This window comes from Streptomyces sp. NBC_00299 (genome assembly GCF_036173045.1).
Classification (GTDB): Bacteria; Actinomycetota; Actinomycetes; order Streptomycetales; family Streptomycetaceae; genus Streptomyces; species Streptomyces machairae.
Window position 1 is genome coordinate 6,497,619 of record NZ_CP108039.1, and the last position, 17,421, is coordinate 6,515,039.

Annotated in this window: 13 protein-coding genes; 6 read left to right on the forward strand and 7 right to left on the reverse strand. The window is 71.2% G+C overall.

The window, feature by feature from the left end:
- Positions 1-82: 82 nt before the first annotated feature.
- The 3 genes from OHT51_RS28925 to OHT51_RS28935 all read right to left on the reverse strand — a co-directional run bounded on the left by OHT51_RS28925 (position 83) and on the right by OHT51_RS28935 (position 3,566).
- Positions 83-2,206, reverse strand: a complete 2,124-nt coding sequence (locus OHT51_RS28925; RefSeq protein WP_328881842.1) for a molybdopterin oxidoreductase family protein — start codon at positions 2,204-2,206, stop codon at positions 83-85.
- A 202-nt stretch (positions 2,207-2,408) separates the two neighbouring features.
- The gene (locus OHT51_RS28930; RefSeq protein ID WP_328881843.1) at positions 2,409-2,705 is read right to left on the reverse strand and encodes a hypothetical protein; all 297 of its coding nucleotides are present in this window, start codon (positions 2,703-2,705) and stop codon (positions 2,409-2,411) included.
- 174 nt (positions 2,706-2,879) lie between these two features.
- Positions 2,880-3,566 carry a SanA/YdcF family protein gene (locus OHT51_RS28935; protein ID WP_328881844.1) on the reverse strand — a complete coding sequence of 229 codons (687 nt, stop codon included), beginning with the start codon at positions 3,564-3,566 and terminating at the stop codon, positions 2,880-2,882.
- A gap of 223 nt (positions 3,567-3,789) precedes the next feature.
- Between OHT51_RS28935 and OHT51_RS28940 the strand changes: the two genes are divergently transcribed.
- The 6 genes from OHT51_RS28940 to OHT51_RS28965 all read left to right on the forward strand — a co-directional run bounded on the left by OHT51_RS28940 (position 3,790) and on the right by OHT51_RS28965 (position 12,011).
- Entirely contained in the window at positions 3,790-4,662 is an 873-nt protein-coding gene (locus OHT51_RS28940; protein ID WP_328881845.1) for a sirohydrochlorin chelatase, read from the forward strand.
- Between the two features lie 176 nt (positions 4,663-4,838).
- Positions 4,839-6,092: a deoxyguanosinetriphosphate triphosphohydrolase gene (locus OHT51_RS28945; RefSeq protein ID WP_328881846.1), complete on the forward strand. Its 1,254-nt coding sequence runs from the start codon at positions 4,839-4,841 to the stop codon at positions 6,090-6,092.
- 172 nt (positions 6,093-6,264) lie between these two features.
- Positions 6,265-7,530 carry an NAD(P)/FAD-dependent oxidoreductase gene (locus OHT51_RS28950; RefSeq protein ID WP_328881847.1) on the forward strand — a complete coding sequence of 422 codons (1,266 nt, stop codon included), beginning with the start codon at positions 6,265-6,267 and terminating at the stop codon, positions 7,528-7,530.
- Between the two features lie 108 nt (positions 7,531-7,638).
- Positions 7,639-9,540, forward strand: coding sequence for a DNA primase (dnaG, locus tag OHT51_RS28955; protein WP_328881848.1), 1,902 nt, complete (start codon positions 7,639-7,641; stop codon positions 9,538-9,540).
- A gap of 114 nt (positions 9,541-9,654) precedes the next feature.
- Positions 9,655-10,965, forward strand: coding sequence for an RNA polymerase sigma factor (locus OHT51_RS28960; protein ID WP_328881849.1), 1,311 nt, complete (start codon positions 9,655-9,657; stop codon positions 10,963-10,965).
- 356 nt (positions 10,966-11,321) lie between these two features.
- The gene (locus tag OHT51_RS28965) at positions 11,322-12,011 is read left to right on the forward strand and encodes a Crp/Fnr family transcriptional regulator (protein WP_328881850.1); all 690 of its coding nucleotides are present in this window, start codon (positions 11,322-11,324) and stop codon (positions 12,009-12,011) included.
- Here the strand turns inward: OHT51_RS28965 and OHT51_RS28970 are convergent.
- The 4 genes from OHT51_RS28970 to OHT51_RS28985 are packed head-to-tail and all read right to left on the reverse strand — an operon-like array spanning position 11,944 to position 17,419.
- Entirely contained in the window at positions 11,944-12,405 is a 462-nt protein-coding gene (locus tag OHT51_RS28970; RefSeq protein ID WP_328881851.1) for a hypothetical protein, read from the reverse strand. The genes OHT51_RS28965 and OHT51_RS28970 overlap by 68 nt on opposite strands.
- 33 nt (positions 12,406-12,438) lie before the next feature.
- Positions 12,439-13,527 carry a hypothetical protein gene (locus OHT51_RS28975; RefSeq protein ID WP_328881852.1) on the reverse strand — a complete coding sequence of 363 codons (1,089 nt, stop codon included), beginning with the start codon at positions 13,525-13,527 and terminating at the stop codon, positions 12,439-12,441.
- On the reverse strand, positions 13,527-15,479 hold the full coding sequence (locus tag OHT51_RS28980) for a dynamin family protein (protein WP_328881853.1): 1,953 nt from the start codon (positions 15,477-15,479) through the stop codon (positions 13,527-13,529). Before OHT51_RS28980 ends, OHT51_RS28975 begins: the two co-directional genes overlap by 1 nt.
- Positions 15,480-15,535: 56 nt before the next feature.
- Positions 15,536-17,419, reverse strand: a complete 1,884-nt coding sequence (locus OHT51_RS28985; RefSeq protein ID WP_328881854.1) for a dynamin family protein — start codon at positions 17,417-17,419, stop codon at positions 15,536-15,538.
- Between the last annotated feature and the right edge of the window lie 2 nt (positions 17,420-17,421).

Genomic DNA, 17,421 nt, shown 5'->3' on the forward strand with positions numbered 1-17,421 from the left:
GTCGTAAGTGGCCGTGTCGTCGTCGCCCGAGTGCCCACCTAGCCGAGTGGAGCAGCCCCCCTACCCAACAACCCCCGCCCGCCTAGGACTTCACCGCCTCCACCCGCACCGCGCACGCCTTGAACTCCGGCATGCGTGATGTCGGGTCGAGTGCCGGGTTGGTCAGGGTGTTGGCGCGGCCCTCGCCCGGCCAGTGGAAGGGCATGAAGACGGTGTCGGGGCGGATGCCGGTCGTGATGCGGGCCGGGGCCACCGCACGGCCCCGGCGTGAGATCACGGCCACCGGGTCGCCCTCGGCCGCCCCGAGCCGTGCCGCAAGGCGGGGGTGCAGTTCCACGAAGGGGCCCGGCGCGGCGGCGTTCAGTTCGGCGACGCGGCGGGTCTGGGCGCCGGACTGGTACTGCGCCACGACCCGGCCGGTCGTGAGGAGGACCGGGTACTCGTCGTCGGGTTCCTCGGCGGCCGCCCGGTGCGACACGGGGACGAACCTCGCCCGTCCGTCCGGCGTGGCGAACCGGTCGAGGAAGAGGCGCGGCGTGCCGGGGTGCGCGGCGGCGCTCTTGCCCTCTTCGCCGGTCGCGCTCACCGCCGGACACGGCCAGAACACCCCGTCCTCCTCCGCCAGCCTCCGATACGTGATCCCCGAGTAGTCGGCCGCCCCACCCGCACTCGCTCGCCGCAGTTCCTCGAACACCTCCTCGGCGTCGGTCGGGAAGCCCTTCTCCAGGGCCGTTCCCTTTCCGCCACCCAGCCGCGCGGCGAGCTCGTGCATGACCTCCAGGTCGCTGCGAACGCCCTCCGGCGGGCCGATCGCCCTCCGGCGCAGCAGCACCCGGCCCTCCAGGTTGGTGGTCGTACCCGTCTCCTCCGCCCACTGCGTGACCGGCAGGACGACGTCCGCGAGGGCGGCCGTCTCCGACAGCACCACGTCACACACCGCAAGGAAATCAAGGGACTTGATCCGCTCCTCGATGTGCGCGGCACGCGGTGCAGACACCACCGGGTTGGAGCCCATCAGCAGCAGCGACTTGATGTCCGAGCCGAGCGCGTCCAGCAGCTCGTACGCACTGCGCCCCGGCCCGGGCAGGCTGTCCGGGTCCACGCCCCACACCTCGGCGACATGCCGCCGCGCCGCAGGGTCGTCCAGCTTGCGGTAGCCGGGCAGCTGGTCGGCCTTCTGGCCGTGCTCGCGCCCGCCCTGCCCGTTGCCCTGCCCGGTGAGACAGCCGTACCCGGACAGCGGACGGCCCGCCCGTCCCGTCGCCAGGCACAGGTTGATCCACGCGCCCACCGTGTCCGTGCCCTTGGACTGCTGCTCGGGCCCGCGCGCGGTGAGCACCATCGCGTGCTCCGGCTCACAGAACAGCCGTACGGCTTCCCGGAGTTCAGGAACGGACACCCCCGTGATCCGCTCCACGTACTCCGGCCAGTGCGCCATCGCGGCGGCCCGCGCGTCCTCCCAGCCGGCCGTGCGCTCCTGGACGTACTCCTCGTCGACCCGCCCTTCGGCGACGACCAGGTGCAGCAGGCCGAGGGCCAGCGCCAGGTCGGTGCCGGGGCGGGGTGCCAGGTGCAGGTCGGCCTGCTCGGCGGTCTTCGTACGGCGCGGGTCGACGACGACGAGCGTGCCGCCGTTCTCGCGCAGCTCGTTGAAGAAGCGGAGCGACGGCGGCATCGTCTCCGCGAGGTTGGAGCCGACGAGGATGACGCAGCCCGTCCGCGGGATGTCCTCCAGCGGGAACGGCAGCCCCCGGTCCAGGCCGAACGCCTTGATCCCGGCCGCGGCCGCCGACGACATGCAGAAACGGCCGTTGTAGTCGATCTGCGAGGTGCCGAGCACGATCCTCGCGAACTTGCCGAGGCTGTACGCCTTCTCGTTCGTCAGGCCGCCGCCGCCGAAGACCCCGCACGCGTCCGGGCCATGTTCCGTACGCGTGCGGGCGAGCCCCTCGGCGACGCGGTCCAGCGCCTCGTCCCAGGTGGCCGGCACGAGCGTGCCGCCCGACCGCACCAGCGGCGAGGTCAGGCGGACGCTCGATTCCAGCACCGCGGGCGCCGTACGGCCCTTGCCGCACAGCGCCCCCTTGTTCACCGGGAAGTCCGGCCGCTCGACCACCGCGACACCCCCGCCCTGCAAGGGCGTGAGGTTCATTCCGCACTGCAGGGCGCAGTACGGGCAGTGCGTGGGCGTCGCGGAGTTCGGCATGTCGTACAGCGTGCTTCGGGCGTGTTACGTGCGGCACGGCTCCCTGTTACGCGTCCGGGACGGTGACCTCTTCGCCGGCGTCGGGTCGCCGTGAGGCGATCCGTCCTTGTCGAGACGGCCCGGCATGCCGAAGGGCGGGAGCAGGGCGTTGGCCCCGCTCCCGCCCGGTCAGGGACGGTCCTTGGTCAGAGGACGCCCTTGGTCAGCACTCGTAGGCGTAGTACGGAGTGTCGCCGGGCTCCAGACCGATCCTCGCGGTCGCGCCCGGACCGATCTGGATGCACGGCGGGTCGAACCCGTCGACCTCGACGGTCGCGTAGATCGTGTACCCGCACTCGTTCCAGATGTCCGCCCAGCCGTAGCCGTAGGCGACGACATGGGCGCAGCCCGGCTCCCTCGCGTCAGCGTCCTCGGCCGCGGCGGCGGTACCCGCCGCGGTCGCCCCGGTGAGCAGTGCCACCACGGCGGCCGTGGCGAACAGCGAGCGAAGACGAGTCATCAGGTGTCCTTTCCCCCAGGTCGCGGCAGGCGGCCCGATCCGCCCCCGCACTGCCATGGACACTATGGGTAGTCACTCGACCACGGACAGCTTCCGCCGGGCCCTTCACACAGTTGGCTGGCGTGCGCGCGTCAAACCTGCGCGTAAGAGCATGCGCCGTCCCGCCCGGGCGCCTCACCGCTCCGCCGCCAACGCGTTCGCCACCCCCGCCTCCCGCGGCCCGAGGAACCGGGGATCCGGCTCGAACACGGCGTCCAGGGCCGCCTTTCCGGCCGCGAGGATCTCCCGCGTGCCGCCGTAGTACCAGGTGGCGTCGTGGCGGGCGTCGACCCCGACCCCGTACGACGTCACGCCCGCCTCCTGGCACAGCGCGACCGCCCGCCGGATGTGGAAGCCCTGGCTGATCAGCACCGCCTCGTCGACGCCGAAGATCTTCTTCGCGCGGACGCAGGAGTCCCAGGTGTCGAACCCGGCGTAGTCGCTGACGATGCGGGAGTCGGGCACGCCGTGCCTGGTCAGATACGTCCGCATGGCGTCGGGCTCGTCATAGTCCTTGCGGCTGTTGTCGCCGGTGACGAGGACGACCTCGATCCGCCCCTCGCGGTACAGCTCGGCCGCCGCGTCGAGGCGGTGCGCGAGGTAGGGGGACGGCTCGCCCTCCCACAGCCCGGCGCCGAATACGACCGCGACTTCGGTGCGCGGCACGTCGGCCTTGGTGTGCAGCCGGCCGTCGGTCACGACGTACATCCAGGTGGCCGGAAGCAGCCCCAGCACGCACCCGGCCATCACGGCCTGCACCAGCCGCCGCTGCCCGGCGCGGGTGCGCGGCAGACGTGGTCTTCGCAGCTTCGGTCGGCGCATGTGGATGGTCCCTCCCCGGTCGGCGAACCGCCTGTCCTCGACACAAAGGGACGTCCCGTCAGCCCCCGCGGTTCACCCCGGGTGACGTGACCAGCTTCACTCGGACTGCGAAACCGCAGGTCACCCCACCTCACACACCCCGCACCCCCCGCGGTGAACCCGGTGTAAAAACCCGTCATTCCCGCGCAACGGGGAGGCAACGTCCTGCCGCCACCATCGGTTCATGACGGCGTCGAACCCGCTTCACGACGAGTCCACGACGGCCCACCTCGACAGTACGGCGCACCTCATGAACCGGATCAGCAGCCAGCTCGCCAGCCAGCTCAGCCTCGTCTCGCTCGACGGCAGACGGCGGCCCGAACCGCCCGCGCTCGTCGTCGTGGCCCACGGCAGCCGCGACCCGCGCGCCCTGAGCACCGTACGCGCGCTCCTCGACAAGGTCCGCGCCCTGCGCCCCGGCCTGCCGGTCCACCTCGGCCACATCGAGCTGAACGAGCCCCTGCTCCCCGACACCCTCGCCGCCCTCGGCACCCGCGAGGCGGTCCTCGTCCCTCTCCTCCTCAGCCGCGGCTACCACGTCAAGCGGGACATCCCCGAGATGGCCGCCGAAGCCGACGTCCACGCGCGCGTGGCTCCCGCACTCGGCCCGCACCCCCTGCTGGTCGAGGCCTTGTACGCCCGCCTCGTCGAGGCCGGCTGGCGCAATCGCATGGACGAGCCCACCCGCCGAGCGAGCGCGGTCGTGCTGGCAGCGGCCGGCTCCCGCGACCCCGATTCCAAGGTCGACACGGCCCGCACGGCCCACCTCCTGGCCAACCGCCTGGGCGTCCCGGTGATCCCGGCCTACGCGACCACGGCGACCCCGACGGTCCCGGAAGCCATCACAGCCCTGGCGGCCCGGGGCCGCACCAGGGTGGCGGTGGCCTCGTACTTCACAGCCCCCGGCCGCTTCGCGACAGAGTGCGCCCAGGCGGCCCCATGGATCGCCTCGGCCCCCTTGGGCACCCACCCAGCGATGGCCCGCCTCCTCCTCCACCGCTACGACAGCACTGTCACAACACCGCTGACGACAACACCGGAATTGGCGTCGGCTTGAGCGCCGGGCCAGGCGGCGCCCTGTCTTTAGGGGCGCGGGGCTGATTCGATGTGCGGCTGCGCCGCGTGGGCGCGACAAGCCACGAACCACCCGCGCTCGCAACCCGACAGATCCCGGCAGACGAGTAGGCGCAACACTGCCCTCCGTTTGTCAGTGCATGCCCGTACTGTCGGTGCATGTACTACGACGAGTCGGCAGTCGAACGCTGGGCAGCCGAGCCCGACAAACGACCGGGCCGCACGGCCTTCCAACGCGACCGCGCCCGAGTACTCCACTCCGCGGCCCTGAGAAGACTCGCCGGCAAGACACAGGTAGTCACCCCAGGAACCCACAGCCATGCCTGGGACCCCAGCCCCCGCACCCGTCTGACCCACTCCCTGGAGTGCGCCCAGGTCGGCCGAGAGCTCGGCGCAGCCCTCGGCTGCGACCCCGACCTCGTGGAAGCAGCCTGCCTCTCCCACGACCTCGGCCACCCCCCTTTCGGGCACAACGGCGAAGTGGCACTGAACGAATTCGCCGAGGACTGCGGCGGCTTCGAGGGCAACGCCCAGTCCCTGCGGCTCCTCACCCGCATCGAACCCAAGCGGTTCACCCCGGAGGGCTCCGTCGGCCTCAACCTCACCCGCGCCACCCTCGACGCCGCCACCAAGTACCCCTGGCCGCGCGGCGCCCACCCGACCGACCCGAAGTCCCCGAAGTTCGGTGTCTACGATGACGACCGCCCGGTCTTCGACTGGGTCCGCAAGGACGCCCCCGGCACCCGCACCACCTTCGAGGCCCAGGTCATGGACTGGTCCGACGACGTGGCCTACTCGGTGCACGACGTCGAGGACGGCCTGCACGCCGGCCACATCGACCCCAACTGCCTGCACGCCGAGCCGGAGCGGCAGGAGATCTTCGCGGTCGCCATCGGTCGGTACGTCCCCGAGGACACCGACCCGGCCGAGCTGGCCGCCGCCCTCGACCGGCTCCAGGAAGAACCGTGGTGGCCGCACGGCTACGACGGTTCGGCCGTCGCCCAGGCCCGCCTGAAGGACGCCACCAGCCAGCTCATCGGCCGGTTCTGCCTGGCAGCCGAGAGCGCCACGCGCACCGCGTACGGCGCCGGCCGGCTCTCCCGCTACGCCGCCGAACTCGTCGTACCGCACGAGACGCGCCTGGAGTGCGCGGTCCTCAAGGCCGTCGCCGACCGGTACGTCATGCAGCGCGCCGAGCAGGAGCGGCTCCGTGCCGACCAGCGCATCGTGGTCGCCGAGCTGGCCGAGGCGCTCACCGCCCGTGCGCCCGAAGGGCTGGACCCGCAGTTCCGGGCCCTGTTCGACGAGGCCGAGGACGACCGTGCCCGCAAGCGTGTGATCGTCGACCAGATCGCCTCCCTGACGGACGCGTCGGCCCGCACCCTGCACACACGGCTCACACAGCGGGCCTGACGGGACCCGGGACACGGGGGCGGTGCGCTCACCCGACCGGTACGGCTGAGACACCTGTGGCGAACGGGCACTCGAAAGTGACCCTGCGTGGCCTGATCGGGTCACCCCCTCTTCCCGCATCACGCTGCGTGCGGGACGCTCATGTGGCGGCACCCTTACGAGGAGGCATCAAGTGGTCGACGCGGATCAGACATTCGTCATCGTCGGAGGCGGACTCGCCGGCGCGAAGGCGGCCGAGACGCTCCGAGCGGAGGGCTTCACCGGGCGGGTGATATTGATCTGCGACGAGCGCGACCACCCGTACGAGCGGCCGCCCCTCTCCAAGGGCTATCTCCTCGGCAAGGAGGAGCGCGACAGCGTCTTCGTGCACGAGCCCGCCTGGTACGCGCGCAACGACATCGAGCTGCACCTCGGCCAGACCGTCGACGCGATCGACCGTACGGCGAAGACAGTGCGGTTCGGCGAGGACGGCACCGTCGTCCACTACGACAAGCTCCTGCTGGCCACCGGCGCCGAGCCGCGCCGCCTGGACATCCCGGGCACGGACCTGACCGGCGTCCACCATCTGCGCCGGCTCGCGCACGCCGAGCGCCTCAAGGGCGTCCTCACCTCGCTCGGCCGCGACAACGGGCACATCGTGATCGCCGGCGCCGGCTGGATCGGCCTGGAGGTCGCGGCGGCGGCCCGCGAGTACGGCGCCGAGGTCACCGTGATCGAGCCGGAGCCGACGCCGCTGCACGGAGTGCTGGGCCCCGAGCTGGGCGGACTCTTCGCCGAGCTGCACCGTGAGCGCGGCGTGCGCTTCCACTTCGGGCGTCGGCTGACGGAGATCGTCGGCCAGGACGGCATGGTGCTGGCCGCCCGCACCGACGACGGCGAGGAGCACCCCGCGCACGACGTCCTGGCGGCCATCGGCGCCGCCCCGCGCACCTCGCTGGCGGAGTCGGCCGGGCTGGAGATCGCCCACCGCGCCTACGGCCGCGGCGTCGTGGTCGACGAACAGCTGCGCACCTCCGACCCCGACATCTACGCGGCCGGCGACGTCGCCTCCTTCCCGCACGCGCTCTTCGACACCCGGCTGCGCGTGGAGCACTGGGCCAACGCGCTCAACGGCGGCCCGGCCGCGGCGCGGGCGATGCTGGGCCGCGACGTCACCTACGACCGCGTGCCCTACTTCTTCTCCGACCAGTACGACTTGGGCATGGAGTACAGCGGATGGGCGCCGCCGGGGTCGTACGACGAGGTGGTGATCCGCGGGGACGCCGGGAAGCGGGAGTTCATCGCGTTCTGGGTGAAGGACGGCCGGGTGCTGGCCGGGATGAACGTGAACGTGTGGGACGTCACAGACCCCATTCAGCAGCTGATCCGCTCGAAGGCACAGGTGAACACGGACGCCTTGGCGGACCCGCACATTCCACTCGAATCCCTCGCACCGTAGGTGTCAGTCCGCACCCGTGCTGCAATTCCCGGGGGACAACCCCCGGACCCCCCGGCCGAAGGCCGGACTCGCCCCAGGAGTGTCAGTTCTGCCCCGTAGAATCACCACGTGGCAGGACGGATCAACGACGAGGACGTAAAGGCGGTACGGGACGCGGTCCCGATCGACGCCGTGGTGTCCGAGTACCTCCAGCTGCGCAACGCCGGGGGCGGAAACCTCAAGGGGCTGTGCCCCTTCCATGACGAGAAGTCGCCGTCCTTCCAGGTCAGCCCGAGCAAGGGGTTCTTCCACTGCTTCGGCTGCCAGGAGGGCGGCGACACCATCACGTTCGTGATGAAGGTCGACCACCTCTCGTTCTCCGAGGCGGTCGAGCGGCTCGCCGCCCAGGCCGGCATCACCCTGCGTTACGAGGAGGGCGGGTACAACCCGTCCCACCAGCGCGGCGAGCGGATCCGCCTGGTCGAGGCCCACAAGATCGCCGCCGAGTGGTATGCCGAGCAGCTCGCGAGCAGCCCCGAGGCCGACACCGGCCGGATCTTCCTCGCCGAGCGCGGCTTCGACCAGGCCGCCGCCGTCCACTTCGGTGTCGGCTACAGCCCCCAGGGCTGGGACCACCTGACCCGCTATCTGCGCGGCAAGGGCTTCACCGACAAGGAACTGCTCCTGTCCGGGCTGTCGCAGGAGGGCCGCCGCGGCCCCATCGACCGCTTCCGGGGCCGCCTGATGTGGCCGATCCGCGACATCGGCGGCGACGTGGTCGGCTTCGGCGCCCGCAAGCTGTACGAGGCGGACAACGGACCCAAGTACCTCAACACCCCGGACACGGCGATCTACAAGAAGTCCAACGTCCTCTACGGCATCGACCTCGCCAAGAAGGACATCGCGAAGTCGAGCCGCGCGGTCGTCGTCGAGGGCTACACGGACGTCATGGCCTGCCACCTCGCCGGCGTCACGACCGCCATCGCCACCTGCGGCACGGCCTTCGGCGGCGACCACATCAAGATCCTGCGCCGGCTGCTGATGGACAACGGCTCGGCCCGCGTCATCTTCACCTTCGACGGCGACGCGGCCGGCCAGAAGGCGGCCCTGCGCGCCTTCGAGGACGACCAGAAGTTCGCGGCGGAGACGTACATCGCCATCGCGCCCGACGGCATGGACCCCTGCGAGCTGCGCCTTGCCAAGGGCGACGACGCGGTCGCCGACCTGGCCGAACCCCGCACCCCCCTCTTCGAGTTCGCGCTGCGCCAGATCGTCCTGCGCTACGACCTGGACACCCCCGCGGGCCGCGCCTCCGCGCTGGACGAGGCGGCCCCGATCGTCGCCCGCATCAAGAACAGCGGCGCCCAGCACGAGGTGGCCGTCCAGCTCGCCGGCATGCTCGGCATCCTGGACACCCAGTTCGTCGTCAAGCGGGTGGCACAGCTGGCGCGTTGGGCCCGCGACCGGGGCGGACGGGGCCCGGCCCCGCAGTCCCGCGACGCGCGGCAGTACGACGCCGCCCCCGGCCCCCGCACCTCCGGCCCGGCCCTCACCCTGCGCAACCCGGTCTACGCCACCGAGCGCGAGCTCCTCAAACTCGCCCTCCAGCGCCCCGATTTGGCCTCCCCGGCCTTCGACGCGTACGGCGTCGACGAGTTCACCGCCGCGCCCTACGCCGCCGTACGCCAGACGATCATGGACGCGGGCGGCGCGGAGTTCGGCATCCGGGACCCGCAGGAGTACCTGGTCCGCGTCCGCGAGGCGGCCCCCGACGACCAGGTCCGCGCGATGGTCACGGAGCTGGCGGTCGAGCCGATCATGCGCCGCACCGTCGACGAGGTGTACGCGGGCACGGTCCTGGTCCAGGTCCGCCGCCGCGCGGTGGAGCGCCGAATCCGCGACATCCAGTCCCAGATGACCCGCCTGTCCTCGGGCGGCGACCCCGCCCAACTGGCCGCCGTACAGAACGAGCTGTGGGTGCTCCAGCAGTACGACCAGGCATTGCAGGGGCAGGGCGCCGCGGCGCTCTGACGGATCCGCGGGCTTCCGCGTACGGCAGGGTGACCACGCGGTCACGGACCGGACGCAAAAAGTCACCGCACGCCCCTCGTGGCGGCGATGTGTCGTACTCCACACTGGGTTCCGGTGCCTGAGTCCTCGGAGCGCGGCCGATCCGTTCCCCACGGGTCCCACACCCCCGCGGTTCCGCTCATCGCGTACGGGACGGACAGCGGCGAGGCCGCCGACTCCGCCCTCGAAGCAGCGCTGCCGTACGCCTCGGCAGCGATCATCCTGGAGGTCGCCCCCGTGCAGACCCAGACCCTGATCGAGACCGACAAGAGTTCGGACGGCACGGAGCCGGACGCGGAGACCGACGTTCTCGTCGCGGTCCCGCCGCAGAGCCGTGTCGCGCACCACCCCGAGGCGGAGCCGGAGGCCTCGCCCGAGCCCGCGGAGCCGCCGGTCGGTGCGCTGGACGGCGCCGAGGCCGCCGAGCCGGTGGAAGCACCGCTGCCGGCCCGTACCCGCGCCGCCGACACCAGCGGCCCCTCCTCCGACCTGTTCCGCCAGTACCTGCGGGAGATCGGCCGCATCCCCCTGCTCACCGCGGCCGAGGAGGTCGAACTCGCCCGCCGGGTCGAAGCCGGCCTGTTCGCCGAGGAGAAGCTGAGCAGCACCCCCGACCTGGAGAGCCGCCTCGCCCTCGACCTGGACCGCCTGGTCGTCATGGGCCGGATGGCCAAGCGCCGCCTGATCGAGGCGAACCTGCGCCTCGTCGTGTCCGTCGCGAAGAGGTACGTCGGCCGCGGGCTGACCATGCTCGACCTCGTCCAGGAGGGCAACCTCGGCCTGATCCGGGCCGTCGAGAAGTTCGACTACGCCCGTGGCTACAAGTTCTCGACGTACGCCACCTGGTGGATCCGCCAGGCCATGTCCCGCGCCCTCGCCGACCAGGCCCGAACCATCCGAGTGCCGGTCCACGTCGTCGAGTTGATCAACCGGGTCGTCCGCGTCCAGCGCCGCATGCTGCAGGAACGCGGCTACGAACCGACGCCGGACGAGGTGGCCGCCCACCTCGACCTCGCGCCCGAGCGCGTCAGCGAGGTACTGCGGCTGGCCCAGGAGCCGGTGTCGCTGCACGCGCCGGTGGGCGAGGAGGACGACGTGGCGCTCGGCGACCTCATCGAGGACGGCGACGCGGCGTCACCCGTGGAGTCGGCGGCGTTTCTGCTGCTGCGGGAACACCTGGAAGCGGTGTTGTCGACTTTGGGCGAGCGTGAACGCAAGGTCGTCCAACTCCGCTACGGGCTGGCGGACGGGCGTCCCCGGACGCTGGAGGAGATCGGGCGGATCTTCGGGGTGACTCGGGAGCGGATCAGGCAGATCGAGTCGAAGACCCTCAACAAGCTGCGGGACCATGCGTTCGCGGATCAGCTGAGGGGTTATCTGGACTGACGTACTCCGGAGCCATGTACCGACGACGACCCCACCCGCCCGGGTGGGGTCGCCTGAGTTGATCCCCTTCGGCGGCCTCTGCCCGGATATCGACTGGAGCTGGGTGTAACCCGTCACTTCCCGCTCAAAATCGCGCAAATCAGAAAATATTCGACTGAGGCGGTGACAAGCATCACATAATAAAAATTCAGGCGTGATGCCTGAAAGAACGGCAATGCAAGGGGGGCTCGTTCATGGCGTCAAGCGCCACGCGGAGTGCATCCGCCCAATCCGCCCTGAAATCGGAGACTAATCCCTGGCCGACCGCGAGCCTTCTGGGCGAGCTGTCGACACCGACACGCGACCATCTGATCACTTTGGGGCGACGGACGCACTTCACCGGCGGCGAGCGGCTGCTGCGTGAAGGGGAATCTGGCTCGCACGTATTCCTGCTGCTGAGCGGCTGGTTCAAGGTGCTGGCGATGACGGAGGACAACCGTGAGGCGCTGCTGGCGGTCCGGGCCGGCGGCGACATCGTCGGCGAACTCGCCTGCTTCGACGCCCAGCCCCGTGTCGCCACGGTCGTGGCGTCCGGCGTGGGCGTCGCCAACCGGATCAGCAGCCAGGACTTCCTCGCCGTCCTGGCACTCCACGACGACGCCGCTCAGGCCGTGATGCGTGCCGTGGCCGGGAAGCTCCGCTGGGCAACCCGGCGCCGACAGGAATTCGGCAGCTGCGCGGTGATGACGCGGGTGGCCCGGGTCCTCGGGGAACTCGCACGGGTGTATGGCCGGTCCGGTGAGAGCGGCATAGCGATAGGAGTGGCGCTGACGCAACCCGAACTGGCCGAACTGGTCGGCGCTTCCGAACCGAGTGTGCACCGGGTGTTACGGTCCCTGCGCGAGCAGGCGGTCATCGAAACGGGCTACCGGCGGATTCTGGTGCGGGACGTGTCCGAGCTCAGCCGGATCGCCGGGACGGTCTGGGGCACCTCGCCACTCACCGCGTCGCTCCTGCCAGGACCAGCCATGAAGCCGCCGCCAGCACCATCGCGGAGACCCAGATGACAGCGCGGGCCGCATAGCGGTTCTTCAGCTCGGCGATCCGGGCGACGGCGCCTGCCGTCGCCCACAGCTCGGTCAGCGGCCGCTCGCGGTCCGCCTCGCTGCCTTCGGCCGCGTCCAGCGAGAACCGGTTGGACGCGGCCAGCGGGGCCTTGCGCGGACGGATCACCTGCATCAGCAGATAGCCCGACACGGTGAAGGCGAACCCATAGGCGAGGGTGGCCAGCCAGAAGAGCACGGCCAAAGGCGCGATCGGGGCCGGGACGCCGACCTCCCCCACCCGGGTGGCGATGACGGCGGCGAGGCCGACATGCACCGTGACCATCGTGCCCGCCTTCGCATCGGCCTGTTGCGTGACCAGCTGAAAGGAGGTCAACGCGGCGACGGCCGCTGTCATGTCGTGTGCTGTCGGCTCGTGTTCGGCCATCGCTCAGTGCCCACCGTCTTGGAAATCGGGGAAGTGGTGATGGCCCACGTCCTGCGGGTGGAACGGGTCGGCCTGCTGGTCACCGGAGGCCGGGTGGTAGGGATCGGCGTGGTGGGGATCGGGGTGGTACGGGTGCGGGTGGTAGGGGCTCGGGTGGTACGGATCCGAGTGATGTCCGTCGTCCGGCCCGTACGCGTCGGAGTGATACGCGTCGGACTGGTGCAGGTCGGCGTGGTGCCCGTCTTCGTGATGCCCGTCTTCGTGATGCGGCTCGCCGCGATGCTCGTGGTCCGGGCCCTCGAAATCGGCGTCATCCGCGACGGTCGCCGCCTGCGTCGCCGGTTCTCCGTTGTGGCTCCCGGGCAGTACCCATTCACGCAGCGTCCCGCTGTGCGAGACCACGGTCGCCGCGAGGTGCGCCGCCCCCAGCGCCGGGACCACGAACTCCCGCAGGGCGGTACGGCCCGGCGAGTGGCCCCAGATCACCTGCTCCGGACCCAGATCCCTGGCCGGTGCCGACCTGGGCACGTGCAGCCAGGCACTCGAGGCGAAGTCCTTGTCCTGGAGCACCACGTCGATACGGCGGAACTCACCGGCGGACAGCCCCAATGCCTGAGGGAGGATCACATCCCGGTAGATGCCCTCCGAGACGGCCAGCGCAAGGTCGCTGTCGGTGTCGGCCGCGAGCGCGTCCCGCACCGGCGCGGAGTCGATCAGCCGGTTCACCAGCACCACACAGTCCCCGAGGTAGCCCCGCTCGGCCCGCGAGATCGCCCCCTGGCCCACGCCGGCCCGCATCCGGAGCCGGCCGAAGAGCCCGGGAGCCCGGTTGGCCTGGTACAGGCCGTCACGCAGCCCGAGAACCAGCGCCGGGACGGCCCGCACCACATCGATGCCCGCCGGGAAGACGACCAGCTGGCCGTCTCCCTGGAGCTGCTGCTGCGCACGAACCCGCGGGACACGGGCCCGGCGCAGCGCATGCTCGACCACCAGCCGGAGCCGGTACTGCGCGTCCTGCTGCTCGGGGTAGGTGTGGCGGCTGTAGTGGCGGAGGTCCACGGCCAGGCACAGCCGCCTGCGGTATCGGGCCATCACATCCTCACCAGGTCGTCCACCAGGTCGTCGAGGTCCTCGCCGGTGCGCCGCAGCTGTTCGTCCAACTGCTTGAGTTCGATGCGGCGCTGGTCGACGGCGTCCGCGCCCTGCTCCCGGGCTTCCTGGGCCGTCGCCACACTGCGGGTCAGCTCCTCGATACGGGAGGACAGCCCGCTGTTGACGGACTCCGTGAGGGGCCGCATGGTCTCGGCGGTGAAGGACTTGGCGGCCACTCGGGCCTGCTTGGGGGCCTCCAGCCGGATCTGGGTGGCCATCTCCCGGCCGACGGCCTCCCGCATCCTGGTCTCCAGCCGGCCGCCCGCCATGTTGCTCTGCGCGATGCCCTGGATTACCAGACCGGCGATCAGGGTGGGCAGTCCGAACGGGGTGAACAGCCACACCATGGCGATGGCCATGGTCGGCAGCAGGGCGCGCAGCGCCTCCTTGACGCCGAACTGCGCGCCCATCATGCCGCCGGCCACCCCGCCGAGGACGAAGCCGCCCACCCCGGCCAGGAACCGGGTGAGCGGTGGCTCCTGCTGACGCTCACCGGCCGCGGCGGCGCCCGTCACCCCGGTGAGATCGACCCGCAGCTGGTCGAGGCGGGCCTCGAAGGAGCCCAGTTCCGTGTTCAACCGCTCGGCGAGCTTCTCCAGATCCTGGGCGATCACCGGCTCCAGCGACCCGGACACCCACTGGGCCACCTTCTCCTCGATCCTCTTCGCGGTGCCGGCGGCGATCTCCCCGGCGACCTGCTCGACGCGTTCCTTGAGCTTGAGGGGGTTCATACCGAGCTTGGTGGTGAGGGTGACGTCGGCGGCTACGAGCGGGGCCTCGTCCGCGACCGCCGCCAGGAAGCCCCCGAGCAGGTTCTCCACCCGTTCCTGGAGCATCCGGGTCTGGTTGTCGACGTCCATGGTGATCTGCCGGGCCTGGGCCTGGAGTTCGCGCAGCGGCTGCTGGGCGCTCTCCCAGCGGCGCTCCAGTTCTCCGGTCCGCGAGTCGAGCATCGCGAGCTCGTGCGGGATGTTGCGGTCCAGTTCGCGGGCCAGACCGCGCAGGGCACGGGCCGGGGCGAGAATCTTGACCTTGTGCCGTTCGGTGGCCAGATAGTGTTCGAGCGCACTCTCCAGAGCGGCCACGCCGGAGGAGTTGTAGGCGGCGGTGTCCCCGGCGATCCTGGCACGCAGCGCCGTCTTGCCGTCCACGAAGAAGAAGCGGCCCGCGTCGCGTTCCTCGCCGCGCAGAGCGGTGATGCGGTGGCGGGCGGCGGCCGTGACCTCCCCGCGCTCGTGGTCGTCGATGGCGTCGAAGTAGGTGAAGACGAAGAACGGGTCGTAGGCCTCCAGATAGGAGCTCAGGAACTGGGTCTCGTCCATGCTCATGGGGGCGATGGCGTGCTGGAGGAAGATCACCGCGTCGGCCTTGCGGAGGTAGCCGAGGGTGATCTCGTCGCGGCTCTCATGGTCGTTGAGACCGGGCGAGTCGACCAGCACCACGTTGTTGCGGCACAGCTCCAGCGGCCAGATGACCTCGGCCTTGACATAGGGGTTGCGCTGGCCGTGTGCCTTGTTGTTGACGGTGATGAGCTCGACGAGCCGCTCGGGGTCGACGGGCTCCGGGGAGACGGAGTCCTCCTTCCACAGCTGAGCGGCCGGGGAGTCGCCGAACTTGACCTCGGTGATGACCGCGGTGGCGGGTACCGCCTTGACCGGCAGCACCTGGGCTCCCAGCAGGGCATTGACGAAGGTGGACTTGCCGCGTTTGAAGTCGCCGACCACCATCACGTAGAAGGCGTCGGTGTCCATCCGCTGCAGGATGTCGGACACCAGGCTTTCCGCTCCGGTGTCGCCGATCTGTTCGGCGATCTTGCCGAGTTGGCGGCAGATGCCGGTCAGACGCAGTCGCTGCGCCGCCGCGGCGGCGTACCCGCCTTCTTCCGTGCTCATGGTCCGTACGTCCTCTCTGTTCGGGTCTGAAGCTGTGGAGGCTTTCTGAGTACGGGTCAGGCCCGGAGCCCGGCCCGGATGCGTGCGGCCAGGGCGGCGGCGGAGCGGGCCAGGGACTCCCAGTCCCTGTCACCGTCGGACCTGGAGTCGGCCACCGTCCGCCAGGCGTCGTGCCAGGCGAGGTGCGACTGCCGGAGTTGTTCGAACACGTCCGCGTAGACCTCGGAGAGCAGCTCAACCGCCCGCCGCTGGAAGGCCGTGGTGGTCTCGTCGACGACCCGGACCAGCAGCGCGTCCACCTCACTGCGCTGGGCCTCGGTGGCGGCCCTGATGGACGCCTCGGCGAGCAGCCCGCCGACGAGGCTGAAACCGGCGCCGTAGATCATCGGCAGCGGTGCGTGGCGGGCAGCGGCGATCAGGTAGCCGACGATGGCCCCGCCCTGTGCGCCCAGCCTCGTGGCCAGCCGGACCCCGGACAGGCTGGAGACCTCGCCGGAGATCTCGGGCTCGGCCGACAGCTTCAGCCCGCCCGAGGCAGGGATCCAGCTCGGCCGGGCCCCGGGCAGCCGGCCGGCCACCTCCGCGTCCAGCCAGCCGCTGTCGGCGGTGAGGGTCGGCAGCAGTACGGCGCGCTCGGACTCCTTTGCCAGGACGGACAGTTCGTGCCGCAGCCGGAACGGCAGATCACGCTCCCACCAGCCGCACGGGTCACCGGTCCGGTCCAGTTCCCAGCGCAGCCGCTCGATCAGCCCGTCGCGTTTGCCCTGGACGTACTCCCGCAGCCGGGTGGTGAGGGCGAGCTGCCGCGCGGTCAGATCGATGCGCAGCTGCTCCCACCGCCGCTCCTCGTCCTCCAGCGCCGCCTGCGCCTTCTTGGCAGCTTCCTCGGCCTCCTCCGCGGAGAGCCGGTCCATCGCCATGGTCCGGCTCGCGATCGCGGTCATCGCGTCGCAGTGGTCCGCGACCTGGGCGGCGATCCGCCGGTCCCGCCACACGGCGCGCCCGTCCCGCCGGGCGAAACCCTCCGCCAATGCGTGCAGCGCGGCCACCTCGGCCTGCCCGGCCCCGGGTTCGGGCGCGGGCAGCACCGTAAGGTTCGCCAGTCCGGACAGCCGTCGCCCGAGATCCTCCAGGGCCTCGGCCCGGTCCCCGGCGTCGACCAGGTCCAGCATCGTCACCACGACGGCGACGAAGGGGATGTGCCGGCGCAGCACCTCCTCCTCCAGCAGGCCGCGTTCCGTGATGCCCAGCGGGGACAGCGCGGAGACGACGAACAGGACGGCGTCGCATCCCGCGGCGACCTCGCGTACCTGCTCCAGCTGACCGTCGTTGCCGAAGTTGACGCCGGGGGTGTCCACCAGTTCGGCGTCCAGCCCGTCCAGCCAGTCGTCGGCGACGGTGAGGGTCACGGAGGGCTCCGGGGCTCCCCCGTTCGTCGTCCCGGAGCCCTCCTCGGGCACGGCCCCCGTGAGGCCGTCCCATGCGCCGTCCGCGTCGAGACGGCGCAGTTCTCGCCGGCCGTCCGGCCAGCGGATGGTGAGCACCTCGTCCTCGGCCGCCCGGACCACCACCGGAACCCGGGTCACCGGCAACGAGCCGGTCGGCAGCAGGTTCCGGCCGAGCAGGCGGTTGACGAGGGTGGACTTGCCGCGGTTGAACTCACCCACCACGGCGACCCGGAACAACCGCCGGCCCCGCCCGTCGGCCAGCGCCTCCAGGTCCTCACCGATGCGGTCCAGCCGGTAGTCCGCCGCCAGCGTCTGCGCCTCCCGCAGCCAGCCGGGCGCGTCGGTGCCGACATCGGCGACGTGCGGGGCGTGGAAGGCCGGGGCGTCTTCCGCATCGCCCACGCGGCCAGGCCGGTCACCGCTCTCGGTGGTCGTGCCGACGGCCGGCGGGTCGAGGGTGGGCGGGTCCTGAGGATCGGGCTGAGTGTCCATGG

Excerpts from the sequence above, each read along its gene's own strand:
- OHT51_RS28935 (WP_328881844.1), bottom strand. The coding sequence starts at position 3,566 with ATGCGCCGACCGAAGCTGCGAAGACCACGTCTGCCGCGCACCCGCGCC.
- OHT51_RS28985 (WP_328881854.1), bottom strand. The coding sequence starts at position 17,419 with ATGGACACTCAGCCCGATCCTCAGGACCCGCCCACCCTCGACCCGCCG.
- OHT51_RS28925 (WP_328881842.1), bottom strand. The coding sequence starts at position 2,206 with ATGCCGAACTCCGCGACGCCCACGCACTGCCCGTACTGCGCCCTGCAG.
- OHT51_RS28930 (WP_328881843.1), bottom strand. The coding sequence starts at position 2,705 with ATGACTCGTCTTCGCTCGCTGTTCGCCACGGCCGCCGTGGTGGCACTG.
- OHT51_RS28945 (WP_328881846.1), top strand. The coding sequence starts at position 4,839 with ATGTACTACGACGAGTCGGCAGTCGAACGCTGGGCAGCCGAGCCCGAC.
- OHT51_RS28940 (WP_328881845.1), top strand. The coding sequence starts at position 3,790 with ATGACGGCGTCGAACCCGCTTCACGACGAGTCCACGACGGCCCACCTC.
- OHT51_RS28970 (WP_328881851.1), bottom strand. The coding sequence starts at position 12,405 with ATGACAGCGGCCGTCGCCGCGTTGACCTCCTTTCAGCTGGTCACGCAA.
- OHT51_RS28980 (WP_328881853.1), bottom strand. The coding sequence starts at position 15,479 with ATGAGCACGGAAGAAGGCGGGTACGCCGCCGCGGCGGCGCAGCGACTG.
- OHT51_RS28975 (WP_328881852.1), bottom strand. The coding sequence starts at position 13,527 with ATGGCCCGATACCGCAGGCGGCTGTGCCTGGCCGTGGACCTCCGCCAC.